The organism is Microbacterium sp. ARD31 (genome assembly GCF_031844425.1).
Map to the genome: position 1 here is coordinate 113,885 of NZ_JAUZVE010000008.1, position 26,987 is coordinate 140,871.

Here is a 26,987-nt window from a genome sequence, read left to right on the forward strand (position 1 = left end):
GGTCAGGATGCCGGGGTCTGCGCGACGCGCCACACGCGCTCGCGGGTGAACGGCAGCTCGAACGGGCGGCCGCCGAGGGCGCGCGCGATGGCGTTGCCGACGGCGGGAGCCACCGGGTTGTACGGCGACTCGCTCATCGACTTCGCGCCGAAGGGGCCGACGGTGTCGTGGGTGTCGGCGAGGTACACCTCGGTGTCGGGCACGTCGGCGGACTGCGGCACGCGGTACAGCCGGAAGACGGGGTTCGACACCGCGCCGGTCTCGTCGATGAGCACCTCTTCGTAGAGCGCGCTGCCGAGTCCCTGCGCCGCGCCCCCCTCGATCTGCCCGCGCAGCTGGGCGGGGTTGAGCGCGACTCCGGCATCGGCGGACTGCACCGACTGCAGCACGCGCACCGAACCGGTCTCGCGCTCGACCGCAACGCGCACCGCGTGCACGTTGAACGCGAGGCTCCGCCGAGCCCCGGATTCGGATCCGTGGGCGGTCAGTCCCTCGTCGGTGCGCTCCGCGGCATCCGCGGCGGCGACGATCTCGGCGAAGCCCACCACGCGGCTGCCGACGCGTACGCCGTCCGCGGTCAGCTCGGCCGCGCCGTCACCGGCGATGCCGACCGCCAGCGCCAGCATCCGCTCGCGCAGCGCCGTGCAGGCAGAGGCCAGCGCCTGGCCGGCGATGACCGTGCCCGCCGAGGCGAAGGCTCCTGTGTCGTGGCGCACGAGATCGGTGTCGCTGGCCCGCAGCACGAGCCGATCCGCGGATGCCGCGAGCACCGACGCCGCGATCTGCCGGTGCACGGTGCTGGTGCCGTTGCCGAACTCGGCGGTCCCGACCGCCAGGACGAACGTGCCGTCGGAGCGCAGCGTCGCGGTCGTGTCGGAGAAGTGGCCGCCGGGTGCGGCGCCCGCGATGAGCGAGATCGCCATGCCCTCGCCGACCGCCCACCCGGCAGGGGCCTGAACGCCGTTGCCGCGGCGGAGGGCGGACTCGGCGAGGTCGAGGCACTGGTCGAGGCCGTACGAACCCCACACCAGGTCGGGCTCGGGGTGCTCGTGCACCGTCAGCAGCGGGTCTCCCTCGCGGACGGCGTTGATGCGGCGCAGGTCGAACGGGTCGATGTCGAGCTCGTCGGCGAGCATGTCCATCGCCGACTCGACCGCGAGGATCACCTGGCCGAGCCCGTATCCGCGGAACGCCCCCGAGGGGACCGTGTTCGTGTAGACGGCCTCGGCGTCGATGCGCATGACAGGCGTGCGGTAGACGTTGAGCGACTCCGACACGCTGTGGAAGAGCACGCCGATGGCGTGGTTGCCGTAGGCGCCGGTGTCGCTGAGGACGTCGAGGGCCATCGCGGTCAGCGTGCCGTCGGCATCCGCGCCCAGCGACACCGAGACCCGGAACGGATGCCGCACGGACGTGCGCCGGAACTCGTCGGTGCGCGAGAGCTCGTACGCGACAGGGCGTCCTGTGGCGAGCACGGCGAGGGCGACGATGTCTTCGGCGAAGATCTCCTGCTTGCCGCCGAAGCCCCCGCCCACCCGCGGCGCGAAGACACGCACGCGCTCGGGAGGCAGGCCGAAGATGTGGGCGAGCTCGTCGCGCGCGAGGAACGGCACCTGGGTGCTGGAGCGGATGACGAGACGGCCGCCGTCGTCGAGCCACCCGATGGCCCCGTGGGTCTCGAGCTGCGCGTGCGACACGCGTCCGGTGCGCCACGTGCCGCTCACGCGGACCGCGCTCGCCGCGAGGGCGGTCTCGGGGTCGCCGCCGCGCCCGGCGTGCAGGGTCGCCACGACGTTCCGGTGGGCTTCGGCGACCCGCTCGGCCGGCGTGCGGTCGGGGTGCAGCAGCGGAGAACCCGGTCGGCGGGCGTCCTCGGGGTCGAACACGGCGGGGAGCACGTCGTACACGACGTCGATGAGCGCGAGCGCGGCGTCGGCGATCTCGGCCGTCTCGGCGACCACCGCCGCTACCCGCTGGCCGACGAAGCGGACGACGTCGTCGAGCACGCGCGTGTCGTCGGGGTCGTCGGTGCGGTGCTCGTGACGGCCGGTCGAGTAGCGCGTGGCGGGCGCGTCGACGTGGGTCAGCACGGCGACGACGCCGGGGAGCGCCCGTGCGGCGGCAGCGTCGATCGCCGTGATGCGCGCGTGGGCGTGAGGCGAGCCGAGCACGCGGAGCACGAGGGCGTCCGGCGCCTCGGGACCGTCGAACGTGAACGGCTCGAGACCCTGCACGATTCGTCGGGCCGGCTCGGGCGACACCGAGCGACCGACGCCGACGTCGAGGGAGCCGGGTGCGCGGCTGCTTTCAGGCGCGCCGTCGCGTGCCGGGCCGGTGTCGCGCACGGGGCCCAGCACGGACTCCCGGATCGCCTCGCGTATGGGGCGGTACCCGGTGCAGCGGCACAGGTTGCCCTTGAGGCGTCGGTCGAGGTCGTCGAGGTCGTCGGGGGTGAAGGTCGACGCGGTGACGCTCATGCCCGGAGTGCAGAACCCGCACTGGAACCCGAAGTGCTCGACGAGCGCCTCCTGCACCGGGTGCAGTGCGTCAGCGGGGGCGAGGCCGGCGGCTGTCGTGATGACCGCGCCCTCGGCCCGCTGGGCGGGGATGATGCACGAGTGCACGGGGACGCCGTCGAGGATGACGCCGCATGCGCCGCAATCCCCGGCGTCGCAGCCCTTCTTGACCTCGATGTGGCCGTGCTCGCGAAGGAGCGTCCGCAGGCACTGACCCGGCCGCGGCTCGGTCTCCAGCGGCGTCCCATTGACCTCGATCCTCATCGGCGCGACCCTTCTGCAGCCAGCTCCGCGCGGACGCGCTCGGCCAGCACGATGCTCACGCCGCGGCGCCAGTCCGCGGCCCCGAGCGAGTCGGTGAACCAGCCCGATGCCGCCCCCACCGCCTCGGCCAGGGTGGCCTCGTCCGGCATCCGGTCGAATCGCAGCACCACGGGCCGCTCCACGGCAGCGGTGATCGCGATCACCGTCTCGCCGTCGTCCGCGGTGCGCCCGGTGACGACGGCGCCCGAGCGGCCGAGCTCGGCGAGGGCGATCTTGCGGAGGGCGGCGCGCGCCCGCAGCGCGCCGGCGGGGATCACGATCGCCCGCAGCACCTCGCCGGACGCGAGCGCGTTCGTGGCGTTGCCCGTCACGAATTCCGAGACCGGCATATTCACGGTTCCGCCGTACGGCGTCCAGATCTCGGCGACGGCGTCGAGCGCCACGGCGAACGAGATCATCGACCCGGCGGGGAAGGCGCGGCACAGGTTTCCGCCGACGGTGGCGGTGTGCCAGATCTTGTACGAGGCCAGCAGTGCGTCCGCGGCATCCGGGATCATGCGGATCGCGCGCCACGAGGGCGGCACGGGCTGCGTGCCGCGGCCCTCGGCCCACGCCCGCAGGGTCGCGATCGTGCAGGTGGCTCCGATCCGCAGCCCCGCCTCGGTGATCTCGAGGTCGGGCCAGCCCAGCGTGGTGAGGTCCACGAACCCGGTCGTGCCGGGCTGCGGCTCGCTCATCAGCCACGTGCCGCCGCCGAGCACCACCTCGCCGGGGGCGAGGGTGAGATCCTCGCGCGAGCGGGCGCGTCGGAAGGATGTGACGCCGGTGATGTCCATGCGCTGCGCCTCAGAGTCTCTCGGCCAGTTCGCGCGAGGCGCGGGCGACCTCGCGGGCGAGGGCGTCCTCGTCGGTGGTGACGAGTCGGGTCTTCTCGACGACCGGGCGGCCCCCCACGAGCAGACGCTCGAGGGGCGGCAGCGCGCCCAGCCCTAGCGCGGCGACCGGGTCGAGGATCCCGGCGTGCTCGACGCCGTCGACGCGCCACACGGCGATGTCGGCGAGCTTGCCCGCCTCGAGCGATCCGAGCTCATCGTGGCGCCCGAGCACACGGGCGCCGCCGATCGTGCCCATGCGCAGCGCGTCGCGCACGCTCATCGAGTCCGACCCGGTGCGGAGCCGATTCATCAGCACCGCCTCGCGCACCTCGACGCCCAGCTGTCCGGACTCGTTCGAGGCCGCGCCGTCCACTCCGAGGCCCACGGGCACCCCGGCGTCGAGCATCGCCCGCACGGGAGCGATGCCGGCTGCCAGCCGCGCGTTCGACGACGGACAGTGCGCCACGCCCGTGCCGGTCGCGGCATATCTTGCAATCGCGGGATCGTCGAGGTGCACCGCATGCGCCATCCACACGTCGTCGCCGAGCCACCCGAGGTCTTCGAGGTACTGCGTGGGGCTCTTGCCGAAGTGCTCGAGACAGTAGGCGTCCTCTTCGACCGTCTCGGAGGCGTGCGTGTGCAGCCGCACATCGAGGGACCGGGCCAGCACCGCGGCCTCGCGCAGCAGGTCGGCGGTCACCGAGAACGGCGAGCACGGCGCGATGGCCACCCGCACCATCGCGTCGCGCGCGCGGTCGTGGTAGCGCTCGACCGCCTCCTGCGACGCGGCGAGGGCGGCGTCGGTCGTCTCGACGGCGAAGTCCGGCGGCAGACCGCCCTGCGACGCTCCGAGATCCATCGAGCCGCGCGTGGCATGAAGGCGCACGCCGACCCGCGACGCCGACTCGACCAGGGCTCCGACGATGTCGCCCGAACCCCGCGGGAAGATGTAGTGGTGGTCGCCGACCGTGGTGCAGCCCGATCGCGCGAGCACGGCCATCGCCCCGGCCGCACCGGTGCCGGTGAGTCCGGCGTCGATGCGCGACCACAGCGGGTACAGCTCGGTCAGCCAGTCGAACAGGATCGCGTCCTGCGCGTACCCCCGGGTCAGCCACTGGTACAGGTGGTGGTGGGTGTTGATCAGTCCCGGGGTCACCAGGCACCCGGTCGCGTCGATCACCTCGGCGCCGTCCCGCAGCATCCGGTCCGCCGGCCCCGCACCGACCGCCGTGATCACACCGTCGTCGATCACGACATGCCCGCCGTCGAACTCCGCGCCCGAGGCGTCGACGGTGGCGACATAGCCGTTCTCGATGATGGTGCGGGTCATGCCGGGGCTCCTGTCGGAAGAGTGTCGTCGGGGGATGCGCACGCGGCGGATGCTGCGACGACGGCATCCGGGTCTGCGGCCTCCGTGCCCGTCGAAGCGGGCCGGCGGTGCAGCGGACCGGTGCGCTCCCGCAGCGGCACGCCCGAGCCGCCGTGGCGGGACGCGACGATCTCGGCGAGGACCGACAACGCCGTCTCGACGGGCTCGGCGCCGCCGAGGTCGAGCCCGAGCGGCGAGTGCAGCCGGGCCAGGTCGACCTCGCTCACGCCGGCCTCGCGCAGCAGAGCGGCGCGGTGATCGACGGTGCGTCGCGCACCCATCGCGCCGACGAAGCCGACCGGCATCGCCAGCGCCTGGTGAAGAGCGGGCACGTCGAGGCGTTCGTCGTGGGTGAGGACGCACACGGCGGTGCGGGCGTCGACCTCGTCGTCGCCCAGCGAAGCGAGGTACTCGTGGGGGAGTGCTGTGATGAGCCGGTCGGCGTCGGGGAAGCGCTCGGGTGTCACGAGCGTCTGCCACGGGTCGCAGACGGTGACGGCGAATCCCGCGGCGGCGCCCACGCGGCAGAGCGCCGCCGCATGCTCGCCGGCCCCGAGGACGATGAGCCGAGCGCGTGGCGCGTGCGAGAGAAGCAGGATGTCTGCGCTTCGATATGCCGCCGGAAGCATGATGCTGTCTCGCATGGCGATGGCCCGTGCAGCGAGGTGCGTCGCCGACGGGTCGCCGTTGCCGATCGTCACGTCTGGGGCCGCTCGGTTCAGCGTGCTTCGGTCGAGTGCGACGTCGTCGAGTGCGGTTCCGGCCGGCGCGACGCCGGGCAGGGGGATCACACGGCCGGCGGCGGCACCCGATGCCACCAGGGCCACCGACGTACCGCGGTCGTCGGCGGCCCTCTCGAGTGCGGCCATGGTGGCCGCGTCGGCCGGATCGATCCGGTAGGCGATGACGTCGACCTGCCCGCCGCATGCCAGCCCGGCGGCGTGCGCGGTCTCGTCCGAGAACCCGAACCGGGCGCGAGGGGCCGTGCCCGTGGCCAGCGCCGTGTGGGCGAGCACGATCGCGTCGCTTTCGACGCAGCCGCCCGAGATCGAGCCCAGCACCGCGCCGTCCGCGGTGACCGCCATGGTGGCGCCCACCCCTCTCGGGGCGCTGCGGGCCACGTTCGTCACCGTCACCGCCGCGACGGAGACCCCCGCACGCAGCAGCGGCAGCAGGTCACGGGCCAATTCGAGCATGTGGCAACGCTAACCCGCCCTGTGTTACGTGCGCACTACGCTCGAAACCTGGCCGGGCTGGAACCCGGCTGGGCTCGGATCCTGCTCGGGCTCGATGTCGGTCGGGGCTCGCAAATGGTAGAGGCCCACAGAGGGATCGCGGCTCGGACGTCGTGCGGAAGAAGGAAAGCCATGCGGGTATGCGGGCTCGTCCTCGCCGCCGGCGCGGGCACCCGCTTCGGCGGGCCCAAGGGACTGGCCCGCGACGCCGACGGCGAGCCGTGGGTCGCCCGAGCGGTCCGGATGCTGCGCGCCGGTGGCTGCGACGAGGTGCTCGTGGCGGTGGGAGCCGCGGGCGACGCGGTGGCCGCCTTGGTTCCGTCCGAGGCTAGCGTCGTCCGCGTGCCGGAATGGCGGGCCGGCGTCTCCGCCACCCTGCGAGCGGGTTCGGCCGCGGCATCCGAACGATCGGCCGACGTCGTCGTCGTGACCCCCGTCGACACCCCCGACGCTCCCGCCGACGCCGTCACCCGGGTCCTCGCCGTCCTCGGCGACGACCCCGCGGCGGGACTGGCGCAGGCGGTCTACCGGGGCCGGCCCGGGCACCCGGTCGCCATCGGCCGAGCGCATCTGGCCGCGCTCGGCGCCGCGGTGTCCGGAGACCGCGGAGCGCGACCCTACCTCGCCTCACACGACGTGATCGAGGTCGAGTGCGGCGACCTCTGGTCGGGCGAGGATGTCGACGCCCGCGCGTGACCGCACGTACCGGTCGCCCTTGCGGCAACCGGGCCCGGCGTCAGCTTTCGATGACGACGTTGAGCGGCTCGTCGCCGGCCAGCATCCGGTCGATCTGCCGGCGCACCAGCCGGGCGATGCGCGGGCGCATGGCCGTCGACGCGCCGCCGACGTGCGGCACCACGAGTGCCCCGGGCATCGACCACAGCGGATGGCCCTCGGGGAGGGGTTCGGGATCCGTGACGTCCAGCGCCGCCCGCATCCGCCCGCGGCCCAGGTGATCGACCAGCGCGCCGGTGTCGACGAGCGACCCGCGTCCCACGTTCACCAGCAGCGCGTCGTCGGGCAGGGCGGAGAGGAAGGCGTCGTCGACGATGTGCCGTGTGGACTCACCGCCGGGCAGCGACACGATGACGATCTCGGCGCGCGGCAGCAGGTCGGGCAGTTCGTCCACGCCGTGCACCGGCATCCCGTCCTCGGTGCGTGCGCTCGAGGCGACGGCGGTGATCTCGACCTCGAAACCGGCGAGGCGCGCGGCGATCGCCTTGCCGACGCCGCCGTAGCCGAGCAGCAGCACACGCCGGTCGGCGAGGCTCTCGGCGAACTCCGGTGCCCACCGGCCGTCGGTCTGGGCGCGGACGTACGCGGGGATCCGGCGCTGCGCCGCCAGGGCGAGCGCGACGGCGAGCTCGGCCGTCGAGGTCTCGTGCACCGACGCGGCGTTCGCGAACACGTGCCCGGGAGGCAGGTGATCGGCGATCCCCTCGTAGCCGATCGACTGGCTCTGCACGAGGCGCGTCTCGACGCCCGCGAGGTGGGGGAGCATGACGCTCGCACTCATGTACGGGGGCACGACGATGTCGATCCGCTCACGGGGTGCCGCGGCATCCATTCGCCACTGGATGACCTCGACACCCTCGGGGAGCGGTTCGAGGTCGGTGGCCAGTTCGGCGCTCGGGACGGACACGATGAGATTTCGGATGCCGGTGCTCACCGTTCCACGCTACCCGGCGCTACGCTCGGCGCGACGGCAACCGAGAGGCTGGAGGCGCCATGCAGGTTCCCGAGATCAACTACTGGGCGGTCATCCTCGCGACGCTCTCCACCCTCGTCGTCGGCACCGTCTGGTACTCGCCGAAGGTGTTCGGCACCCGCTGGGCGGCGCTGGCGAAGGTCGACATGGACCGTCCCGGAGCCTCCGCGCTGTGGCCGATCATCACCACGGTCATCGTCAGCTTCATCTCCGCCTGGGTGCTGGCCGGCTCCACCTCGATCGCATGGCACTTCTACGGCGGTGGATACCTGCTGGCGGCGCTCGGCACCGCCGTGATCCTGTGGGCGGGCTTCACCGCCGCGCGCTTCATCACCCACGACGCCTTCGAGGGGCGCCCGACGTCGCTGACCGTGATGAACATCGGCCACGAGGTCGTGACGTTCGTGGTGATGGCGCTCATCATCGGGCTCTGGCCGCCCGCCGGAACCGTCTGACCCGCGAGAACCTAGGCGGCGGCGCCCACCACCGCGCGCACGGCGGCGGTGAAGAAGCTCAGGCCGTCGACTCCGGAACGGGTCGCGGCGGCCGTGTCGGGACCGAAGCCGGGCTCGACCGCGTGCTCGGGGTGCGGCATGAGGCCGACGACGTTGCCGTGCTCGTTCGTGAGGCCTGCGATGTCGTCGAGCGAGCCGTTCGGGTTCACGCCGACATAGCGGAAGGCCACGAGGCCTTCGCCTTCGACCCGCTCCAGCGTCTCGGCGCTGCAGATGTAGCCGCCGTCGGCGTTCTTCAGGGGGATGACGATCTCCTGGCCGCGTGAGAAGTGGTTCGTCCAGGCGGTGTCGGAGTTCTCCACGCGCAGGCGCTGGTCGCGGCGGATGAACTGCTGATGCGCGTTGCGGATCAGACCGCCCGGCAGCAGGTGCGCCTCGACCAGCATCTGGAATCCGTTGCAGATGCCGAGGATGGGCATGCCCTTGGCCGCGGCGTCCTTGACCTCCGACATGATCGGCGCGAGCGCGGCGATCGCCCCGGCGCGCAGATAGTCGCCGTAGCTGAAGCCGCCGGGCAGCACGAGCGCGTCGACGCCCTCGAGGTCGTGCGAACCGTGCCACAGGGCGACCGGCTCTGCGCCGGCGAGTCGCACGGCGCGCTGCGCATCGCGGTCGTCGAGCGAACCGGGGAAGGTGATGACCCCGATGCGGACGGTCACTCGACCACCTCGACGCCGACCACGTCCTCGATCACCGCGTTCGAGAGGATCTCGTCGGCGACCTTGCGGGCCGCCGCGAGCACGTCCTCGGTGACCTCGCCCTCCACGGCGAGCTCGAAGCGCTTGCCGATGCGGACCGAGCTGAAGTCCTCGATTCCGAGCCGGGACAGAGCCCCGGCGACCGCCTTGCCCTGGGGGTCCAGGAGCTCGGCCTTGGGCATGACGTCGACGACGATGGTGGGCATCTGAATTCTCCTGGCGGCCGCAGGCCGCAGCTATCGGTCGTTGAGCGACGAGCGCAGCCAGAAGCCGAACGCCGGATGTCGCGGGCAGGGAACGCCGACAAGTCTACGGCGCAGGGCGATGCCACGACGAAACGGTGTCGTGATCAAACCGTGACCACCTCGTGGGAGCGCTCCCTTGACAGACGTGGGAGCGCTCCCGTAACGTAACCCGCACATCGTGAGAGCGCTCCCAAACGCACTCGCGTTCGATCGGCCGATAGGGAATCGGCCGCATCCCGTCACCTCACACGACACCACCCACACCACAAAGGAGTGACAGTGAAATCACGCGCCTTCCGCAGGAGCGCAGCGGCCGTCGCCGCGTTCTCGGCCACAGCAATCGTCCTCGCGGGCTGCTCGACCGGCGACACCGCCGGCGAGGGCTCGAGCGAGGGTGGGGAGATCACCCTCACCGTCGCGACGTTCAACGACTTCGGATACACGGACGAGCTCTTCCAGGAGTACATGGACGAGAACCCCGACGTCACGATCGTCCACAACCGCGCCGCCGAGTCCGGCGATGCGCGTGCGAACTACTTCCAGAAGCTCGGCAAGGGCGGTCTGGCCGACATCGAGGCCGTCGAGATCGACTGGTTCGCCGAGGCCATGCAGTACTCCGACCTGCTCGCCGAGGCTCCCGACAGCGTCAAGGGCCGCTGGCTCGACTGGAAGGAAGCCGCCGCGACCGACGCAGACGGCCGCCTCGTGGGCTTCGGCACCGACATCGGCCCGCAGAGCATCTGCTACCGCGCCGACCTGTTCGAGGCCGCCGGCCTGCCCAGCGACCGCGAGGGCGTCGCCGAGCTGTTCGACGGCGACTGGGAGAACTTCCTCGACGTCGCCGACCAGTACCGCGAGGCCACCGGCAAGCCGATGATCGACTCCGCCAACTCGGTGCTCCAGGGCATCGTGAACCAGATCGAGTACACCTACTCCGAGGCCGACGGAACGTCCATCGCCACCTCGAACCCCGAGATCGCCGATGCCTACGAGCTCGTCATCGAGCGCGCCGTGCCGAACTCGGCCTACTCGGGCCAGTGGTCCGACGACTGGTTCGCCTCGATGGCCAACGGCGAGTTCGCCACCATGCTGTGCCCGGGCTGGATGCTCGGCGTGATCTCGGGCACCGCGCCCGACGTCACCGGCTGGGACATCGCGGATGTCTTCCCGAACGGCGGCGGCAACTGGGGCGGGTCGTACCTGACCGTCCCCGCCGACGGCGAGAACGTGGATGCCGCACTCGCACTGGCCGACTGGCTGACGGCTCCCGAGCAGCAGATGAAGGCGTTCGAGGCTGCGGGCACGTTCCCGAGCCAGCTCGAGGCCCTCGAGAGCGAAGAGCTCACGAGCGCCACGAACGAGTACTTCAACGAGGCGCCCACCGGTGAGATCCTCTCCAACCGCGCCGCGGCCGTCACGGTCACGCCCTACAAGGACGCCGACTACTTCAAGTACCACGACGCCCTGCAGAACGCGGTGAACCGCGTGTTCGACGGTCTCGAAGACCCCGAGACCTCGTGGAACACGTGGGTCGCCGAGGTCGAGGCCTTCTGATCCCCAGGCGGGTGCGGGCCCACAGCCCGCACCCGCCCTCCCGGGCAGCTCCGGCCGCCCCCCCTGCCACACCACAGATCGACCGGAGTCATCGTGACCGCCACCGAAACGCGCCCGCCGGCGACATCGGCGCCGTCGAAGACGGAGCGCCCCGTCCGGGTCCTTTCCTTCAGCCAGCGCCTGAGCAAGTGGGACCTGAAGTTCTCGCCCTACCTCTACATCTCGCCGTTCTTCATCCTCTTCGCGATCGTCGGACTGTTCCCGATCGTGTTCACGGCGATCATCTCTTTCCAGGAGTGGGACCTCGTCCGCAACTCCGGTGAGTTCGTCGGCTTCGACCAGTACAGCTGGATCCTCGCCAACCCGCAGTTCTGGACCGCGCTGCGCAACACCTTCAGCATCTTCCTGCTGTCCACGGTGCCGCAGCTGATCGCCGCCGTGTTCATCGCGGCCCTCCTCGACCGCAACATCCGCGCCAAGACCTTCTGGCGGATGAGCGTCCTCATCCCGTTCGTCATGGCGCCCGTCGCCGTCGCCCTGATCTTCAGCAACATGTTCGGCGACAACTTCGGCCTGGTGAACAACCTGCTCCGCGACTGGTTCGGCATCGCGATCCCGTGGCACAAGGACCCGTTCTGGAGCCACGTCGCCATCGCCACGATGGTCAACTTCCGCTGGACCGGCTACAACACCCTCATCCTCCTCGCGGCGATGCAGGCCATCCCCCGCGACTACTACGAGGCGGCGACCGTCGACGGCGCCGGCCCCCTGCGCCAGTTCTTCAGCATCACGATCCCGTCGCTGAAGGCCACGCTCATCTTCGTCATCATCACCTCGACGATCGGCGGCCTGCAGATCTTCGACGAGCCCCGCATGTTCGACAACACCGGTCAGGGCGGACCCGCGCAGCAGTGGCTGACGATCACCCTGTTCCTCTACAACATCGGCTGGGGCGAGTCGAACTTCGGTCGCGCCGCAGCGCTCGCCTGGATCCTCTTCGTGATCATCCTGATCATCGGTCTCATCAACCTGCTGGTCACCCGCTCCCTCGTCCGCGACGAGGGCACCCGCAACCCGAACCTCGGCAGGAAGGCACGCCGCTCATGAGCACGTCCACCGCCACACGCACCACGGCCGGTCGGCCGGCTCGCATCCGCGCCGGTCGCACCACCCGCATCAAGGGCCAGCGAGCAGGCTTCTGGGTCTACATCGGGCTGGTCGTCATCCTCGTCGCCTCGGTGTTCCCCTTCTACTGGTCGTTCCTCATCGGCTCGGGCGACGCCTCGACCATCAACGACCCCGACATGTCGTGGCTGCCCGGCGGGAACTTCCTCGCCAACGCCGCCTCGGTGCTGAACGACCCCGCCGTGAACTTCTGGCGGGCGCTGTGGAACTCGATCTTCAGCTCGGCCGTCATCGCCGTCTCGGTCGTGGTGTTCTCGACGCTGGCGGGCTGGGCGTTCGCGAAGCTGCGCTTCCGCGGATCGGGACCCCTGCTGGTGTTCGTCGTGGCGACCATGGCGGTGCCGATGCAGCTGGGCGTCGTGCCGCTGTACATCCTCTTCAGCGACCTCGGCTGGACCGGCAACATCGGCGCCATCATCATCCCGTCGCTCACGAGCGCCTTCGGGGTGTTCTGGATGACGCAGTATCTTCGCCAGGCCGTTCCGGACGAGCTCATCGAGGCGGCGCGCGTCGACGGCGCGAACTCGTTCCGTACCTTCACCACGATCGGTCTCGTCGCGGCACGACCCGCCGCCGCGATGCTGGGGCTGTTCACCTTCGTCACCGCGTGGAACAACTTCTTCTGGCCGTTCATCGTGCTCGACCGCCGCGACCCCACCCTGCCCGTGGCGCTGTCGCTGCTGCAGTCGAACTACTTCGTCGACTACTCGGTCGTGCTGGCCGGTGTGCTGCTGGCGACCATCCCGCTGCTGATCCTGTTCGTCTTCGCGGGCAAGCAGCTGGTGAGCGGCATCATGGCCGGCGCGGTGAAGGGATGACCGCGCCGATGTCATCGAGTACGACAACAGCGAGCGAGAAGGCCAGGATGGACATGCTGACGACTCCGAGAGAGGACGTGGTCCCCATGACCTCGACCCCCGAACGCGGATTCCCGTCGAACTTCCTGTTCGGCGCCGCCACCGCCGCCTTCCAGATCGAGGGCGCCGCCCACGAGGACGGGCGCCGCGACTCCATCTGGGACGCGTTCTGCCGGGTGCCCGACGCGGTCATCAACGGCGACAACGGCGACGTCGCGTGCGACCACTACCACCGCTACCGCGACGACGTCGCGCTCATGAAGTCGATGGGCCTGCAGACCTACCGCTTCTCGACGTCGTGGGCGCGCGTGCGCCCCGACGGCGGCGCCGTGAACCCGGCGGGTATCGATTTCTACAGCCGTCTGGTCGACGAGCTGCTGGGGGCCGGCATCCTGCCCTGGCTCACCCTGTATCACTGGGACCTGCCGCAGGCGCTGCAGGATGCCGGGGGCTGGGCGAACCGCGACACCGCGGAGCGCTTCACCGAGTACGCGATGTCGATGCACGACGCGCTCGGCGACCGGGTAGGCGTGTGGACGACGCTCAACGAGCCGTGGTGCTCGTCGTTCCTCAGCTACACCGCAGGCATCCACGCCCCCGGGCATTACAGCATCGAAGAGGGTCTCCTCGCCTCGCACCACCTCATGCTCGGGCACGGTCAGGTGATCCGCGAGCTGCGGGCGCGCGACAGCACGCTCAACCTCGGCATCACCCTCAACCTGACCGTCGCCGACCCGGTCGACGCCGATGATCCGGCGGATGCCGACGCCGCCCGTCGCATCGACGGCCAGTTCAACCGCTGGTTCCTCGACCCCCTCTTCCGCGGCGCGTACCCCGCCGACATCGTCGAGGACGTCCGATCAGTGGATGCCGGGGCGGTCGCCGCCTTCGAGCAGGCGGTGCGCCCGGGTGATCTCGAGACCATCTCGACCCCCATCGACTCGCTCGGGGTGAACTACTACCACGGCGAGTTCGTCGGCGGTCACGCCCCTGAGGTGCCCCCGATCCCGGGCGACGCGCCGACCGTGCGCGTGGGCGGATCGCCGTTCCCGTCGCACGAGGGCATCTTCTGGCACGACCGCGGCCTTCCGCGCACGCCGATGCAGTGGGAGGTGCAGCCCGAGGGGCTCACGCGCCTGCTCGGACGCGTGTGGGACGAGTACGCCCAGCCTGCCGGGACCGTGCTGTACGTCACCGAGAACGGCGCCGCCTACGACGACGTCGCGGTGGTCGAGGACGGCGAGACCCGCGTGCACGACGCGGACCGGGTCGACTTCGTCCGCTCGCACCTGGGTGCGATCCTCGATGCGCAGGATGCCGGGGTCGACGTCCGCGGCTACTTCTACTGGTCTCTGCTCGACAACTTCGAGTGGGCCTGGGGCTACGAGAAGCGCTTCGGCATCGTGCGGGTGGACTACGCCACCCAGGAGCGTGCGGTGAAGGACTCGGGCCTGGAGTACCGTCGCATCATCGGCCGCCGCGCGCTCGACTGAGAGCCTGCGGCCGCAGCGCCCGCAGGCAGAGGAAGGCACGTGATCCATGAGCATTGACTCCGCCCGCGCGTCGGTGACGATCGAAGAGGTCGCCGCCGCCGCAGGGGTCTCGAGGTCGACGGTGTCGCGCGTGGTCAACGGGTCGACGGCGGTCAGCCCCGAAGCGCTCGACGCGGTGCGCAAGGCGATCGCCGAGCTGAACTACGTGCCCAACCGGGCGGCGCGTTCGCTGGCGAGCAAGCAGACCCACGCGATCGCCCTGGTCGTGCCCGAGGACACCACTCGCTTCTTCGGCGACCCCTTCTTCGCCGCGATCGTCTCGGGCATCAACGCGCGACTGGGGCGCACCGATTACGTGCTCAACCTCTTCATCGCCAGCGACGACCCGGGCGACAAGACCACGAGCTACCTGCGCTCGGGCGCGGTGGACGGCGCGATCGTCGTGTCGCACCACACCAGCGACACCTTCATCGACCGGATCGCCGCCGTCGTGCCGGTCGTCTACGGCGGCCGGCCCGTGCGCGAGCGCGAGCGCGACTACTACGTCGACGTCGACAACATCCGCGGGGGGCGCGAGGCCACCGAGTTCCTGATCGACCGCGGTCACACCCGTATCGCGACGATCACCGGGCCCTCCGACATGCCCGCCGCCGTCGACCGCCTCGACGGCTACCGGCAGGCGCTCGCCGCGCATGGGCTGACCCCGGCCGGCGTCGAGGACGGCAACTTCACCGCCGACGGGGGTGCGGCCGCGATGCGGCGGCTGCTCGCCGCAGGCGAGCGCCCCGACGCGATCTTCGTCGCCAGTGATCTCATGGCGCGCGGTGTTCTCGCGGTGCTTGCCGGGGCCGGCATCCGGGTGCCCGACGACATCGCGATCATCGGCTTCGACGATTCACCCGTCGCGACGAGCGTCACGCCGGCCCTCACCACGATGAAGCAGCCGTCCCTCGTGCAGGGCGAGACGATGGCCGGCGTGCTGGTCGACCTTCTCGCCGGCCGGAACCCGCAGCACGTCACGATCCTCGAGACCGAGCTGGTGGTGCGGGACTCCGTCTGACGCGCCCGCACCGGGCCGGCCGGGCACCCGCGCCGGGCCGCCCGGTCAGCCGCGGCGGGCGTCGCCCGGCTTGGAGTCGGCGGGGTCGCCGCCGAGCGGACCCACCGCCGGGATCGGGCCGCCGTCGTCCGCGCCGGTCTGCCGCCAGCGGGCGATGGCGTTGCCGAGGTGGTAGATCACGAGCGCCGCGGCCGCGCCCAGCACGATCGCGCCGAGCTGGAAGTCGCCCCACTGCATGGTGAAGCCGGCGATGGCGATCACGAGGGCGACGGCTCCGGTGTACTGGTTCACCGGACGCGAGAAGTCCACGCGGTTGTCGACCCAGATCTTGATCCCGATGATCCCGATGAGTCCGTAGAGCGCCGTCGTCACCCCGCCGAGCACGCCCGCGGGGATCGAGTTGAAGATCGCGCCGATCTTCGGCGACATCGCCAGCAGGATCGCGACCGTTCCCGCGACCCAGTAGGCCGCGGTGGAGTACACGCGGGTCGCCGCCATGACGCCGATGTTCTCGCCGTACGTGGTGGTTCCCGAGCCTCCGAAGAAGCCGGCGAGGGTCGTCGCGGCGCCGTCGGCGATGAGCGCCCGGCCGGTGTAGGCGTTCACGGACGAGTCGGTCATGGCGGCGACGCCGCGGACGTGACCGACGTTCTCGGCGATCAGCACCAGGACGACCGGCAGGAACATCGCGATCGCGCTCCACGTGCCGGGTGAGGCGAAGTCGGCGAGCTGGAACTCGGGCAGGCCGACCCACGCGGCCTCGCCGACGGCGGTGAAGTCGATCTCGCCGAACAGCAGCGCGGCGAGATATCCGACGATGACGCCGAGGAAGATCGAGATCCGACCCAGGAACCCGCGGAACAGCACGCTGAACAGGATCACCGACGCCAGCGTGATCGTCCCGACCACGGGGGACTGCTCGAAGTTGGACCATGCGACCGGCGCGAGGTTGAAGCCGATGAGGGCGACGATGGCGCCGGCGACCACAGGAGGCATGAGCCGGTCGATCCAGCCGAGTCCGGCGAACTGCACGATGAAGCCCACGGCGGCCAGCAGCACGCCGACGGCGACGATGCCGGCGAGGGCAGACCCCATTCCCGCGGATGCCGTCGCGGCGGTCACCGGCGCGATGAACGCGAAGGACGAGCCCAGATAGCTGGGCAGGCGGTTCTTCGTCACGAGCAGGAACAGCAGCGTGCCGAGCCCCGAGAACAGCAGGGTGGTGGCGACGGGGAAGCCGGTGAGCACCGGGACGAGGAACGTCGCCCCGAACATGGCGATGACGTGCTGCGCGCCGATGGCGATCGTCGCCGGCCAGTTCAGTCGCTCGTCGGGACGGACGACGCGTCCGCGCTCGACGGTCCGGCCGTTGCCGTGAAGGCTCCACACAGGCATCCGCGCTCCTTGCGCTCGTAGGGGTGGGGGGGGTGGTGGGGCCCGCCGTCAGTCGGCGGTCAGCAGATCGAGGAGCTCGTGGTAGCGGGCGGCGGTGCGCTCGACGATGTCGGCCGGCAGCGACGGGGGAGTGCCCTGCTTGTCCCAATGGGCCGCGAGCCAGTCGCGCACGATCTGCTTGTCGAAGCTCGCCATCCGCTCGGCCGGGGTGTCGCCGGTCGCCCAGGCGGCGGCGTCCCAGTACCTCGAGGAGTCGCTCGTGAGCACCTCGTCGGCGAGGGTCATGACGCCGGCGTCGTCGAGCCCGAATTCGAACTTCGTGTCGGCGAGGATCAGGCCGTGGCCTTCGGCCGTGCGGGCGGCGCGCGAGTAGATCTCGAGCGACAGGTCGCGCAGCAGACTCGCCCGCTCGAGACCCACCAGCTCGATCGACTGCTCGAAGGTGATGTTCTCGTCGTGCGCGCCCAGCGGCGCCTTGTACGCCGGGGTGTAGATCGGCTCGGGCAGCCGGTCGCCGTCCTGCAGACCCTCCGGAAGACGGATGCCGCACACCGTGCGGTGCTCGCGATACTCCGCCCATCCCGAGCCGGTGAGGTAACCGCGCACGACGCACTCGATCGGCTGCATGTCCAGCCGTCGCACAACCATCGCCCGATCGGCGACCGCGGCGGGCGGCGTCGCCCCGGGAACGAGATGGTTCGGGATGCCGCGACCGCCGTCGCCGCCGGCCAGCTGGTCGAACCACCACAGACTGAGCCGCGTCAGCAGCGCGCCCTTGTCGGGGATCCCGGGTTCGAGTACGTGGTCGAACGCGCTCACCCGGTCGCTGGCCACCACCAGCATCCCGTCGCCCTGCTCGGAGGAGGCGTCGCCGCCGGCCGGCTCGTACAGGTCCCGCACCTTGCCGGAGTAGACGTGCCGCCACCCGGGCAGCTCGAGCGGGGAGGCGGAGGCAGGCGAGGCGGTCACCCGCCCATTATCGCGGAGCGTCGCTGGAGGAGATGATCGAGTGCCTCCTAGTTTGTTCCCATGACCCTGTGCCGCCGTCCCCGCTTCCGCCTCATGTTGGGTGCCGCTATCGCGGCAGGGGTGCTGGTTCTCGGAAGCTGCGTGGCCGAGCCGGTCTCCAACGGGGTCTCGGCGTCCCCCACTCCCCAGACCCGGGCCGGTGGACCCTCCTCGCCCACTCGCATCGACCTCGCGATACCGGCGCGCAACGCCGCCGAGATCGCCCGCGTCGTGCTGACTGTCGACGACGGTGCCGCGAACTCGGAGGTTGAGGTCTCCGACATCCCGACAGCGGGTCGCGAGCACCTTGTGGAGGGTGCGTGCGCGCCTGCCGGCGAAACCGTCGATATCGATTTCCGGGTGCGCCTCGCCGACGAGGGGGGCCAGGACGTCCTGAGCGGGTCCTTCGTGTGCGACGGCGAACCGTTCTCTGAAACGTTCGTGGTGACCACCGACACCCCCTTGCAGATCGACTTCACCCACGCCGATGGCGCAGCCCTCGCGTGGGCGCGGGTGCTGCGTTCAGAAGCAACGGACTGAGCGGGTCGCCTCGAATCGCTTCCAGCGAGAACGGGCCCGCAGGCCAGCGAGATCAGTGCTCGACGACGCGAGCGGCGATGTCGGTGCGGAACTGCCCGCCGGCGAGTTCGATGTGCCCCAGCGCGCGGTAGGTGCGCTCCCGCGCCTCGGCGAAGGTCGTGCCGAGCCCGACGACGTTGAGCACGCGTCCGCCGGTGGCCACGAGGTGGTCGCCCTCGAGCGCCGTGGCGGCGTGCGCGAGGTGCACACCCTCGACGGATGCCGCGGCATCCAGTCCTGCCAGCGGCCGGCCGGTCAGCGGCGACGACGGATAGCCCTCGCTGGCGAGGACGACGGTCACGGCGACGGCATCGGCGAAGGCGGGGCGCGCGCGGTCCTCGAGGTGCCCCGAGGCGGCGGCCAGCAGCAGCTCCGACAGCGGGTCGACCAGGCGCGGCAGGACCACCTGGGTCTCCGGGTCGCCGAACCGGGCGTTGAACTCGATCACCTTGACACCGGTGTCGGTGAGGATCAGCCCCGCGTACAGCAGACCGATGAACGGCGTGCCTTCGGCGTCGAGCTGACGGATCACCGGCTCGGCGACCTCGCGGGTGACCAGGTCGACGAAGGCGTCCTCTCCGCCGAAGCGCTCCAGCAGCCACGGCAGCGGCGAGTACGCGCCCATGCCGCCGGTGTTGGGCCCGGAGTCGCCGTCGCCCAGGCGCTTGAAGTCCTGCGCAGGGCTGAGGGGCAGTACGCGGTCCCCGTCCGAGAGGAAGAAGAGCGACACCTCGGGTCCGGACAGGAACTCCTCGACGAGCACCGGACCGCTCGGCAGGTAGGTGTCGGCGTGAGCGAGGGCGGAGGCGCGGTCGTCGGTGACGATGACGCCCTTGCCGGCGGCGAGCCCGTCGGCCTTGACGACGTACGGCGACCCCAGCTCGTCGATGGCCGCCTCGACCTCGGCGCGCGTGCGCGCTCGCAGCGCGCGGCCGGTGGGGACCCCCGCGGCCTCCATGATCCGCTTCGCGAACGCCTTCGAGCCTTCCAGTTGGGCTGCGGCCTTGCCCGGACCGAACACGGGGATCCCGTGCGCGCGCACGGTGTCGGCGACGCCCGCGACGAGCGGCGCTTCGGGGCCGATCACGACGAGGTTGACGTTCTCGGCGTTCGCGAAGGACGTCACCGCCGCGGGGTCGTTCGCGTCCAGGTCGACCAGGGTCGCGTCGCGCCCGATGCCGGCGTTGCCGGGGGCGGCGAGGATCTCGTGCCCGGCCTCCTCCGAGAGCAGGGCGAGGATGATGGCGTGCTCGCGCGCGCCCGAGCCGAGGACCAGGATCTTCACCCTGCCCAGCCTAGCGAGGCGCACTCCCGCGTACCGTGGTGTGCATGGCAGCCCGCAGGATCACCGTCGACGACGGCCGCGCCGCGCTCGCCGCGGTCCGCGGCGTCGACGCGCCCGCCCGCACCGACCTCGCGACCGCCGTCCGCTACCTGCTGCAGCTCCTGGCGGAGAAGGCGCCCGGCCGCAGCGTCGAGGTGCGCGTGCCCCCGTTCGGCGCCGTCCAAGTGGTCGAGGGGCCTCGGCACACCCGGGGCACACCCCCGAACGTCGTCGAGACCGACCCGGCGACCTGGATCGCGCTGGCGCTCGGCGATGAGAAGTGGGCGGATGCCGCGACGAGCGGCCGCATCCTGGCGTCGGGGACGCGTGCCGACGTCTCTCACCTGCTGCCGCTGCGTCCCTGACACATCGTCGATTCCGGACCCGGATTTCCCGCCCGTCCCGTCTCGTCCGGTGGGACAATGAGCCCATGGCAGGCGCACGCGGTGCCGCGGCGGGCCGGGGAACCCCGTCCGAGCACGACCACATCGTCGACGACGAAGTGGTCTCGGTCGTCGTGCGCCGCTCGCCGCGCTACGGCCGCTTCCTCTTCCTCGGCGTCGTCGTGGGGCTCGTCGTCGCCGGGATCCTCACCGCCGTCGCCGCCGCGACCGGCGACCCCGGCGGACCGCTCACCGCCGGCGCCTCCGGTTTCCTGCGGGTCTACGGTGCGCTCGCCGCGGTGTGCGTGGGCGTCGGACTGCTGGTGTTCGGCACGCTCGCCATCGCCCTCGACCGCATGATCGGGCGACGCCACCGGGCCGAGATCGCGGAGCGGGCGACCGTGCTCACCGACGACCTCACGTCCCCCGTCTCGGACGATCCGCCCCGGTGGGGAGACGAGCCCGAACGGCGCCCCTGACCTTCCGGTGCCGTCCTCGCGGCGCCTGGCCTTCCGCGGCGAGCTGGGGCCGGTGCCTGCGGAGCCCGCGGCCCCGGATCTCGGCTCCCGCACCCGGGGGATAATGGACGACATGACCGACAGCCCGGGTGACCGCCGTGAACGCGTGAGCGTGCGGCGCGCTCCGAAGATCTCGGTGTTCCTCGTCGCGGGCGCCGGTCTCGGCATCCTCATCGCGATGATCCTCACCTTCGCGTTCGACGGAACCACGCAGGTGAGCGACAACACCGGGCTCGAATACTCGCAGGGACAGGTCTTCGGGTTCCTGGCGCTCATGGGCATCGCCGTCGGGCTCGCCCTCGGCGGGGCGGTGGCGCTCGTGTTCGACCGGGTCTCACGGCGCCGCGCGCGTGAGGTCGAGGTGCGGCATTCGTCGATCCACATCGACGAAGAGGCCTGAGCCGACCGCCGGCCCGCTCGGCCCGCCCTGTTCGGCTCGGCCCGCCGGGTTCGTCAGGCCCGGTTAGTCAGGCCATGCTCCTCAGGCCAGCTCGGCGATGATCGGGTGGATGGCCGCGTCGAACGCGGCGATGTCTCCGCGCAGCCCGTCGGTCACCGCGACCGTCAGCGGCTCGACGGTGGGTGTGTTCCCTCCGTGACAGAGCCGGCGCCTCGATGAGAGGACTCTGGCCTTGCGTCCGATGGACGTGTCGCCACTCTCACTCAAGGAGCCATCATGAACACCACCTCCCGCTCTATGGACAGCAAGCCCTCCCGCCGGTTCGGCCGCTACATCCGCAAGGTCGCAGTCGGCGCTACCCTCGCCACCGCGATCGGGCTTGGCGCGGGCGTGCTCGCCGCACCGCCCGCCTCAGCGGCGACGTCGATCGGCTACTGCTTCTTCTACACCGACGGCAGCCCAGCCGCCGGGATCTACACCCAGGTCAGCCGGCTTCTCTCCAACGGAAACTGGGAGCGAATCGGCTATGGCCGTACGGGCAGCACAGGGTGCGATGTCCGCGACACTCGGGCCTTCGCCAACAATTACATCAAGGTGTTCGCCGGCTCGGGCCAGGAGTGGGGTGTCCGGGTCACCGGGTCGACGCGGAATGTCGCATATCCCGGCTATCACCACGCGAACCTCGGGTGGAGCTACGTGAGCATCCTTCGCGCCTACTGAGGTGTTGTTGTCCCTGGCGTGTGGGAGGGGGGAGAGTACCGCCCCGGGCTGCGCCGAATGGCCTGACTCCTCTCCCTCCTTTCTTCCGGCCTGAGACCCGCTGAGCCGCCCGCCCCCCAGGTGAGCGGCTCAGCCGTGTTCCGGCACTCATTGACCCGCTGTGGGGGCGCCGATAAAATCGGGCCACCGTCGACGCAGTGCACGCTGGGGTGCGAGGCGAGACCTGACCCTGGGGAGTGGTCATGAGGCGACGTGTGGGTGTGCTCGCCGGGCTGGTAGCGGTGAGCGTCCTTGCCGGATGCGCAGGCGGGCCGTCGGCCGACATAGACCCGTTGGTGAGCGCGGTGATGCTGGCGTCGCAGGACAGCGAAGCGCGGGATGTCACCGAACGGACGACCGCATCCGAGGGTGACGTGGTGTCGACCGATCGTTCGGGGTTGGCCGAAGTGATCTTCCCCGATACCTCCTTCATGAGAGTCGGGCCGTCCAGCGAGGTCTCGATCACGGAGCTCGGATCCGCTGAGGTCCAACGCACGACGATCGAGCTCGATGTCGGCGAGACCTGGCACAGCGTCCGTGAGCTCGTCGCCGAGGACGCCGTGTACGAGGTGGTGACGCCGGTGGGTGTCGCCTCGGTGCGCGGCACCGTGTTCTCCGTGATCTGCACACCCGGCCCCGAGTGTGTGTTCATCGTCTACGAGGGCATGGTGCGAGTCATGACCACGGACGGGCGCGAGTTCGAGCTCGATGCTTACCGTCGGATCGTGCTGCCGGACGGGGAACCGGCCGTCATGCCGGCCGACGCGCTTCCCGACTGGGTGATGGAGAACATAGAGCGTGATGGCGAGCGCGAAGGTGCGACGCCTCTGCCGCCGCCGCCCGCAGAGGCGGCATCCGCTTCCGGGGAGTGGGATGTGACCATCACGACGATCGAGTCCAATACTTCCGACTACCCCGTCGGAGGTGTGGATGAGGTCGTGTGGACTCTCGAGCAGTCGGGATGCGAGCCGGAGTGCACGCTTTCGGTTGCCTCGGCCAACGGCTGGGAGGAGACGGCCCATTTCGAGGGGACCGAGATCGTCTTCGGCCGAACGGGCACCTTCGAGTGCGTCTATGACGACGGATCGCCCACGGGGGAGACCGGAACGATCGAGCTCGTCTATCGTTTCCAGCCCGATGAGACGAACGCCGGGGAGGCGACTCGGATGAGCGGAATGCTCTCGATCGTCGAAACGCTCGACCCGCCGTACACCAAGTGCGACATGCGGACGTCTGACGGGAGCAACGTGGTCGAGGCGGAGCGGATCCTCACGCTGGTGCGGCATCCGTAGGCGGCGACGTGACACCGGGTCGAGTAGCGGTCGCAGCCTACGGTGTGGCGGTGCTTCTGTCGCTGGGCCTGACACTCGCTGGCGCAGGTGGCGACTGGGCCAGGCGCGCCTCGGACGTGTTGTGGCCGATCGGCGACGCCGATCCGCGAGTGGTGGTGGTCGCCATCGATGCGGCGTCGCAGGCTGATGCCGGGGATTGGCCCTGGTCGCGCTCTCAGCAGGCGGCGCTGCTCTCGGCGATCGCGGACGAGCGTCCGCTCGCGCTGGGATTCGATGTCATAGCGGGGCCTGGGCCCGACGGCGACGGCACGGGCGAGCTCGCCACGACACTCGCCCGGGTCCCGAGCGTCGTGGCCACAGCCTTCGCCTCGGCGGTGCGCGCCGAGCGCGGAGTTCTCGTCGGATCCGAACCGCTCGCCCCTGACCCGCTGATCGCGGCAGCGGGGCTCGTCGGCCACACCCTTGTGCCTGCCGACGCTGACGGCGTGACGCGCACGGTACCTCTCGTGGTCCAGACGCCGAGGGGCCAGCACCTCCCTGGCTTCGCTCTGGCGCTCGCGGCCGCTGCTTCCGAGGCTCGCAATGGTGCTGCGCCTCCGCTGCTCCGTCCGCGGGCGGTGCAATATCGTGGGCTGACGGTCCCCGTCGAACACGGCGCGTTGCTCCGGATCTCATGGACGGACGAAATCCGTTCCGATGCGCGCGCCGTCGTCGCGGCGGCGGATGTCCTCGACGGCACGGTCTCGGACCAGCTGCGCGGAGCCATCGTGCTCGTCGGTGTCGCCGACGTGACCGTCGGGGACACACACGTGACGCCCCTGCAGCCCGGTGCCACGACTCCCGGTGTACTGGTGCAGGCTCAGGCGGTGAACACGATCCTCCACCGGTCCTGGGTGACGCCGGCGCCCTGGTGGCTGACGGCTGTGACGATACTCATCCTTGGCGCAGTCGCCGCGTTCGCCGCGTGGCGCCTGGCTCCGTGGGCGGCGTCAGGCGCGGTGCTCGCGCTCGTCGCGGCCTGGGTACTCGCAGCCATCGCGGCCCTGCCGCTCACCGGCATCCAGCTCGATCTGGTACGTGTGCCCGCGTCAGTCCTGGCCTGTGCCGCGGGGGGAGGGATTGTGCGGCTCGCATCGGAGCAGCGCGATCGGCGCCGCGCCGCCGACCTGCTATCTCGGTACGTCCCGCAGGGCGTGGCCCGCAGACTCCTTGACGAGCGTGGCGAGCGTGCTCTCGACCAGGGCATCCGCATGCCGGTTGCTTTGCTGTTCTGCGACCTTCGGGCCTTCACCCCGATGGCCGAGTCTCTCGATCCCGACGATGTGCGACACATGCTCGATGCGTATTACGGGTACGTCTGCGCGCGGGTCTTCGCTGCCTCGGGGACTGTGATGCAGTTCGTCGGCGACGAGGTCTTCGCGACATTCGGTGCGCTGCAGATCCTCGATGACCCTCGGGCGACGGCCCGCGCGTGTGCGAGCGCGCTCGTGGCTGACGTGGGACAGCTGGATGCCGAACTCTCCGCGGCCGGACTGCCGCCGGTCCGCTTCGGGGTCGGCCTGCATTACGGGCCGGTGGTCGCCGGCACGGTCGGGGCCTCCGGTCGCAGGCAGTATGCCGTCGTGGGTGATGCTGTCAACGTCGGATCGCGATTGTGCGCAGCGGCGGCAGAAGGCGAGATCGTCGCGTCCATCGAGGTTTGGCCCTCCGGGGCCTACGAGGCGGAAGAGCTGGAAGTCAAGGGCAAACGCGCCGCGATCCTGGTGCGGCGGGTGCGAGCGGCTTCATCGAACGTGGGCGCGGAGCGCCTCGATGCGGGGCACCTCGATCCGACCCCGTGAGACACGGATGAGTCGCTGCGCGGCCAGCTTGCCCAGGATCTGATTGATGGTCGGCCTCGTCGCCCCCGTCAGTCCCGCGATGTCGTCCTGAGTGAGCGGGATGATTGCGTCGTCCGAGCCGTCCTGAGCGAACAGCTCCGCCAATTCGAGAACCCTGCGCGCGCATCGGCGGTCGACGGTCTCGAAGACCGCCTGCGTCAGATGCTCGCTCAGGTCGACAACACGGTCGGCGAGCGCGTCGATGAGAGCGCGATCGATCGCCGGGTGCGCGCTGCGCAGCTCCGTGAAGTCGCGTTCCGCCAAGACGAGGGTCGTGGTCGCGGTCAGCGCCACCACGCTCGAGGTACGCACCCTCGCGGGGGTGAGCAGTGCCAGTTCGCCGAAACTGTCTCCGTCGCTCAGGACGGTCACGGTAACCGATTCGCCACGGGCGGTCCCGATTGTGACACCGACGTGCCCGGACTCGATGTAGTAGATCCCCGACCCGGGATCACCCTGGAAGACGATCGTGTCACCGTGCCGCCACTGCCGGCGCACCATGCGAGAGCGCACCGCCGTGACCACCTCGGCGGGAAGGCTCTCGCTCAGGATTCGCATTTTCGCTCCCCGCTCGGGACCTGCCGTGACGGCATCCTCCCGCCTCCGTGCGCCGTATGCAACGGCCCGGGCCGACGCTGCCAATGTCACCAGGACGACACACGCGCCGTTTGCGCGCGGGCGGACCGAGCAGCTTCTCGAGAGGACAGTGAGGTCATCGAAGAAACACCCGAGCAAGGAGCCCGTCATGCGAAACCTCATCGAGCGTCACCCGACGATGCAGATGCTGATCCTCGCCGTCGCGGTCGTCGTCAGCCTGTACCTGGCGACCGCAGTCGTCGACTTTCTCACCGTCGTCAACCCGGCCGACATGTTCCGTCTCGCCGACTTCATGCGCCGGCACCACTGACCGCTCAGGCCAGCTCGGCGATGATCGGGTGGATGGCCGCGTCGAACGCGGCGATGTCTCCGCGCAGCCCGTCGGTCACCGCGACCGTCAGCGAGCCGATCCACCACACGCCCCGCTGGGCGAGGGGCAGTACCTGCACGTTCAGCTCGAACGAGTGCGCACGCCGCCCCACCTGCCGCTCGTGCTCGGCGATCGCGCTCGCGTAGGCGCGATAGGCGACCCCCGAGCCGGCGTCGCGGACGTAGCGGGCGTGCGCCGACTGAGCGAACGCGACGGCCTCGGACGCGTGGGGGGCCATGGCCGCCCGCAGCAGGTCGGAGCCCTCGATCGGCAGGGCCACGAGTGTCTCGAAGCCGTCGACCAGATCCAGCGGCACGGGCGAGGGGTGCGCCTGCGGCTCGACCGTCATCGCCCAGTACTCCCGCCACTGCCTCTCGAGCAGGTCGTGCTCATCGGTGTCGCGGTCGGGAGCCGTCGCGCGCGGCGGGATGCCGCGCAGCAGCGGCAGCTCGTCCGGCGAGCGGATCCCGAGCACCTGCCGCAGGTAGAGCGCGAGAAGCACCGGCTGACCTGCGTCCTCGCGGATCAGCCACTCCGGCGTTCCGGCCCCAGCCATGCCGCCATTGTAGGGTGCGCCCGGCGAGCCGGGCCAAGCGCGATGCCGCGCCCGTCACTCGCGCGACGACTCGTGCGCACCCCTCATCTCCTGATCGCCTTCCGCTGCTGGTCGCCTTCCCTCCTTGGTCCTCCTCCGCTCCTTGGTCGCATGCCACTCCTCCGCTCGCCGCGCTCGACGGAGGGGATGTCGGCGAACGGAGGATGCAACGACGCAGATCGACCTCCCGTCGCGGCATCCGCCTCTCTTCGCGGCGACGAGCGGAGGGCGTGCGGTCCCGGGCAGTACCGTCGGCCCGACCCGAACCCGAAGTCGGACGCCATACCTCAGGGGGGTCCGGCCCCGGCGTGGC

At 70.8% G+C, this 26,987-nt stretch carries 27 protein-coding genes and 1 pseudogene; 15 read left to right on the plus strand and 13 right to left on the minus strand.

The window, feature by feature from the left end:
* Positions 1–2: 2 nt before the first annotated feature.
* The 4 genes from Q9S36_RS20870 to Q9S36_RS20885 are packed head-to-tail and all read right to left on the minus strand — an operon-like array spanning position 3 to position 6,220.
* On the minus strand, positions 3–2,780 hold the full coding sequence (locus Q9S36_RS20870; RefSeq protein ID WP_311286779.1) for a molybdopterin cofactor-binding domain-containing protein: 2,778 nt from the start codon (positions 2,778–2,780) through the stop codon (positions 3–5).
* The gene (locus tag Q9S36_RS20875) at positions 2,777–3,616 is read right to left on the minus strand and encodes an FAD binding domain-containing protein (RefSeq protein WP_311286780.1); all 840 of its coding nucleotides are present in this window, start codon (positions 3,614–3,616) and stop codon (positions 2,777–2,779) included. The genes Q9S36_RS20870 and Q9S36_RS20875 overlap by 4 nt, the downstream gene beginning before the upstream one ends.
* Before the next feature lie 10 nt (positions 3,617–3,626).
* Positions 3,627–4,985, minus strand: a complete 1,359-nt coding sequence (locus tag Q9S36_RS20880) for an 8-oxoguanine deaminase (RefSeq protein ID WP_311286781.1) — start codon at positions 4,983–4,985, stop codon at positions 3,627–3,629.
* A complete protein-coding gene (locus Q9S36_RS20885) occupies positions 4,982–6,220 on the minus strand; it encodes an XdhC family protein (protein WP_311286782.1) in 1,239 nt (412 codons plus the stop codon). The genes Q9S36_RS20880 and Q9S36_RS20885 overlap by 4 nt, the downstream gene beginning before the upstream one ends.
* 171 nt (positions 6,221–6,391) lie before the next feature.
* Here Q9S36_RS20885 and Q9S36_RS20890 point away from each other — a divergent pair, with 171 nt between their 5' ends.
* A complete protein-coding gene (locus Q9S36_RS20890; RefSeq protein WP_311286783.1) occupies positions 6,392–6,955 on the plus strand; it encodes an NTP transferase domain-containing protein in 564 nt (187 codons plus the stop codon).
* Positions 6,956–6,995: 40 nt separating this feature from the next.
* Here Q9S36_RS20890 and Q9S36_RS20895 read toward each other — a convergent pair whose 3' ends face one another.
* Entirely contained in the window at positions 6,996–7,928 is a 933-nt protein-coding gene (locus tag Q9S36_RS20895; protein ID WP_311286784.1) for a 2-hydroxyacid dehydrogenase, read from the minus strand.
* 59 nt (positions 7,929–7,987) lie between these two features.
* On the opposite strand from Q9S36_RS20895, the gene Q9S36_RS20900 reads away from it, so the two are divergent.
* On the plus strand, positions 7,988–8,422 hold the full coding sequence (locus Q9S36_RS20900) for a DUF1761 domain-containing protein (RefSeq protein ID WP_251455272.1): 435 nt from the start codon (positions 7,988–7,990) through the stop codon (positions 8,420–8,422).
* Positions 8,423–8,433: 11 nt separating this feature from the next.
* On the opposite strand, the gene purQ is transcribed toward Q9S36_RS20900, so the two are convergent.
* The gene (gene purQ, locus Q9S36_RS20905) at positions 8,434–9,141 is read right to left on the minus strand and encodes a phosphoribosylformylglycinamidine synthase subunit PurQ (RefSeq protein ID WP_251455275.1); all 708 of its coding nucleotides are present in this window, start codon (positions 9,139–9,141) and stop codon (positions 8,434–8,436) included.
* Positions 9,138–9,386 carry a phosphoribosylformylglycinamidine synthase subunit PurS gene (gene purS / locus Q9S36_RS20910; RefSeq protein WP_251455278.1) on the minus strand — a complete coding sequence of 83 codons (249 nt, stop codon included), beginning with the start codon at positions 9,384–9,386 and terminating at the stop codon, positions 9,138–9,140. Before purS ends, purQ begins: the two co-directional genes overlap by 4 nt.
* 318 nt (positions 9,387–9,704) lie before the next feature.
* Between purS and Q9S36_RS20915 the strand changes: the two genes are divergently transcribed.
* The 5 genes from Q9S36_RS20915 to Q9S36_RS20935 all read left to right on the plus strand — a co-directional run bounded on the left by Q9S36_RS20915 (position 9,705) and on the right by Q9S36_RS20935 (position 15,574).
* Positions 9,705–10,979 carry an ABC transporter substrate-binding protein gene (locus tag Q9S36_RS20915; RefSeq protein WP_311286785.1) on the plus strand — a complete coding sequence of 425 codons (1,275 nt, stop codon included), beginning with the start codon at positions 9,705–9,707 and terminating at the stop codon, positions 10,977–10,979.
* A 93-nt stretch (positions 10,980–11,072) separates the two neighbouring features.
* Positions 11,073–12,086: a carbohydrate ABC transporter permease gene (locus tag Q9S36_RS20920; protein ID WP_251455283.1), complete on the plus strand. Its 1,014-nt coding sequence runs from the start codon at positions 11,073–11,075 to the stop codon at positions 12,084–12,086.
* Positions 12,083–12,982, plus strand: coding sequence for a carbohydrate ABC transporter permease (locus Q9S36_RS20925; protein WP_311286786.1), 900 nt, complete (start codon positions 12,083–12,085; stop codon positions 12,980–12,982). Before Q9S36_RS20920 ends, Q9S36_RS20925 begins: the two co-directional genes overlap by 4 nt.
* Before the next feature lie 86 nt (positions 12,983–13,068).
* The gene (locus tag Q9S36_RS20930) at positions 13,069–14,514 is read left to right on the plus strand and encodes a family 1 glycosylhydrolase (RefSeq protein WP_311286787.1); all 1,446 of its coding nucleotides are present in this window, start codon (positions 13,069–13,071) and stop codon (positions 14,512–14,514) included.
* Between the two features lie 46 nt (positions 14,515–14,560).
* Positions 14,561–15,574, plus strand: coding sequence for a LacI family DNA-binding transcriptional regulator (locus Q9S36_RS20935; protein WP_311286788.1), 1,014 nt, complete (start codon positions 14,561–14,563; stop codon positions 15,572–15,574).
* 45 nt (positions 15,575–15,619) lie between these two features.
* Here the strand turns inward: Q9S36_RS20935 and Q9S36_RS20940 are convergent, their stop codons facing one another.
* Together Q9S36_RS20940 and Q9S36_RS20945 are read right to left on the minus strand one after the other, a co-directional pair.
* The gene (locus Q9S36_RS20940; protein ID WP_311286789.1) at positions 15,620–16,969 is read right to left on the minus strand and encodes a solute carrier family 23 protein; all 1,350 of its coding nucleotides are present in this window, start codon (positions 16,967–16,969) and stop codon (positions 15,620–15,622) included.
* Positions 16,970–17,017: 48 nt separating this feature from the next.
* Positions 17,018–17,938, minus strand: a complete 921-nt coding sequence (locus Q9S36_RS20945; protein WP_311286790.1) for a phosphoribosylaminoimidazolesuccinocarboxamide synthase — start codon at positions 17,936–17,938, stop codon at positions 17,018–17,020.
* Between the two features lie 60 nt (positions 17,939–17,998).
* On the opposite strand from Q9S36_RS20945, the gene Q9S36_RS20950 reads away from it, so the two are divergent.
* Positions 17,999–18,517, plus strand: coding sequence for a hypothetical protein (locus Q9S36_RS20950; RefSeq protein WP_311286791.1), 519 nt, complete (start codon positions 17,999–18,001; stop codon positions 18,515–18,517).
* 52 nt (positions 18,518–18,569) lie between these two features.
* Here the strand turns inward: Q9S36_RS20950 and purD are convergent, their stop codons facing one another.
* Positions 18,570–19,841, minus strand: a complete 1,272-nt coding sequence (gene purD / locus Q9S36_RS20955; protein WP_311286792.1) for a phosphoribosylamine--glycine ligase — start codon at positions 19,839–19,841, stop codon at positions 18,570–18,572.
* Positions 19,842–19,885: 44 nt separating this feature from the next.
* On the opposite strand from purD, the gene Q9S36_RS20960 reads away from it, so the two are divergent.
* The 3 genes from Q9S36_RS20960 to Q9S36_RS20970 all read left to right on the plus strand — a co-directional run bounded on the left by Q9S36_RS20960 (position 19,886) and on the right by Q9S36_RS20970 (position 21,181).
* Entirely contained in the window at positions 19,886–20,245 is a 360-nt protein-coding gene (locus tag Q9S36_RS20960) for a sterol carrier family protein (protein ID WP_251455300.1), read from the plus strand.
* Positions 20,246–20,310: 65 nt separating this feature from the next.
* Positions 20,311–20,742 carry a hypothetical protein gene (locus Q9S36_RS20965; protein WP_311286793.1) on the plus strand — a complete coding sequence of 144 codons (432 nt, stop codon included), beginning with the start codon at positions 20,311–20,313 and terminating at the stop codon, positions 20,740–20,742.
* A gap of 112 nt (positions 20,743–20,854) precedes the next feature.
* The gene (locus Q9S36_RS20970; protein ID WP_311286794.1) at positions 20,855–21,181 is read left to right on the plus strand and encodes a potassium transporter Trk; all 327 of its coding nucleotides are present in this window, start codon (positions 20,855–20,857) and stop codon (positions 21,179–21,181) included.
* An 81-nt stretch (positions 21,182–21,262) separates the two neighbouring features.
* On the opposite strand, the pseudogene Q9S36_RS51645 reads toward Q9S36_RS20970, so the two are convergent.
* Positions 21,263–21,349 (minus strand): annotated as a pseudogene (locus Q9S36_RS51645) (zinc-binding alcohol dehydrogenase); the annotation flags it as partial.
* A gap of 108 nt (positions 21,350–21,457) precedes the next feature.
* Between Q9S36_RS51645 and Q9S36_RS20980 the strand changes: the two are divergent.
* The 3 genes from Q9S36_RS20980 to Q9S36_RS20990 all read left to right on the plus strand — a co-directional run bounded on the left by Q9S36_RS20980 (position 21,458) and on the right by Q9S36_RS20990 (position 25,073).
* Positions 21,458–21,901, plus strand: a complete 444-nt coding sequence (locus Q9S36_RS20980) for a hypothetical protein (protein WP_311286796.1) — start codon at positions 21,458–21,460, stop codon at positions 21,899–21,901.
* Positions 21,902–22,155: 254 nt separating this feature from the next.
* Positions 22,156–23,232, plus strand: coding sequence for a FecR family protein (locus Q9S36_RS20985; RefSeq protein ID WP_311286797.1), 1,077 nt, complete (start codon positions 22,156–22,158; stop codon positions 23,230–23,232).
* Between the two features lie 50 nt (positions 23,233–23,282).
* Positions 23,283–25,073, plus strand: a complete 1,791-nt coding sequence (locus tag Q9S36_RS20990; protein WP_311286798.1) for an adenylate/guanylate cyclase domain-containing protein — start codon at positions 23,283–23,285, stop codon at positions 25,071–25,073.
* On the opposite strand, the gene Q9S36_RS20995 is transcribed toward Q9S36_RS20990, so the two are convergent.
* Positions 25,017–25,859, minus strand: coding sequence for a Crp/Fnr family transcriptional regulator (locus Q9S36_RS20995; protein ID WP_311286799.1), 843 nt, complete (start codon positions 25,857–25,859; stop codon positions 25,017–25,019). The genes Q9S36_RS20990 and Q9S36_RS20995 overlap by 57 nt on opposite strands.
* On the opposite strand from Q9S36_RS20995, the gene Q9S36_RS21000 reads away from it, so the two are divergent.
* Positions 25,858–26,019: a hypothetical protein gene (locus Q9S36_RS21000; protein ID WP_311286800.1), complete on the plus strand. Its 162-nt coding sequence runs from the start codon at positions 25,858–25,860 to the stop codon at positions 26,017–26,019. The two genes, Q9S36_RS20995 and Q9S36_RS21000, sit on opposite strands and share 2 nt — an antisense overlap.
* Before the next feature lie 4 nt (positions 26,020–26,023).
* Here Q9S36_RS21000 and Q9S36_RS21005 read toward each other — a convergent pair whose 3' ends face one another.
* The gene (locus Q9S36_RS21005) at positions 26,024–26,635 is read right to left on the minus strand and encodes a zinc-binding alcohol dehydrogenase (protein ID WP_311286801.1); all 612 of its coding nucleotides are present in this window, start codon (positions 26,633–26,635) and stop codon (positions 26,024–26,026) included.
* Positions 26,636–26,987 lie beyond the last annotated feature (352 nt).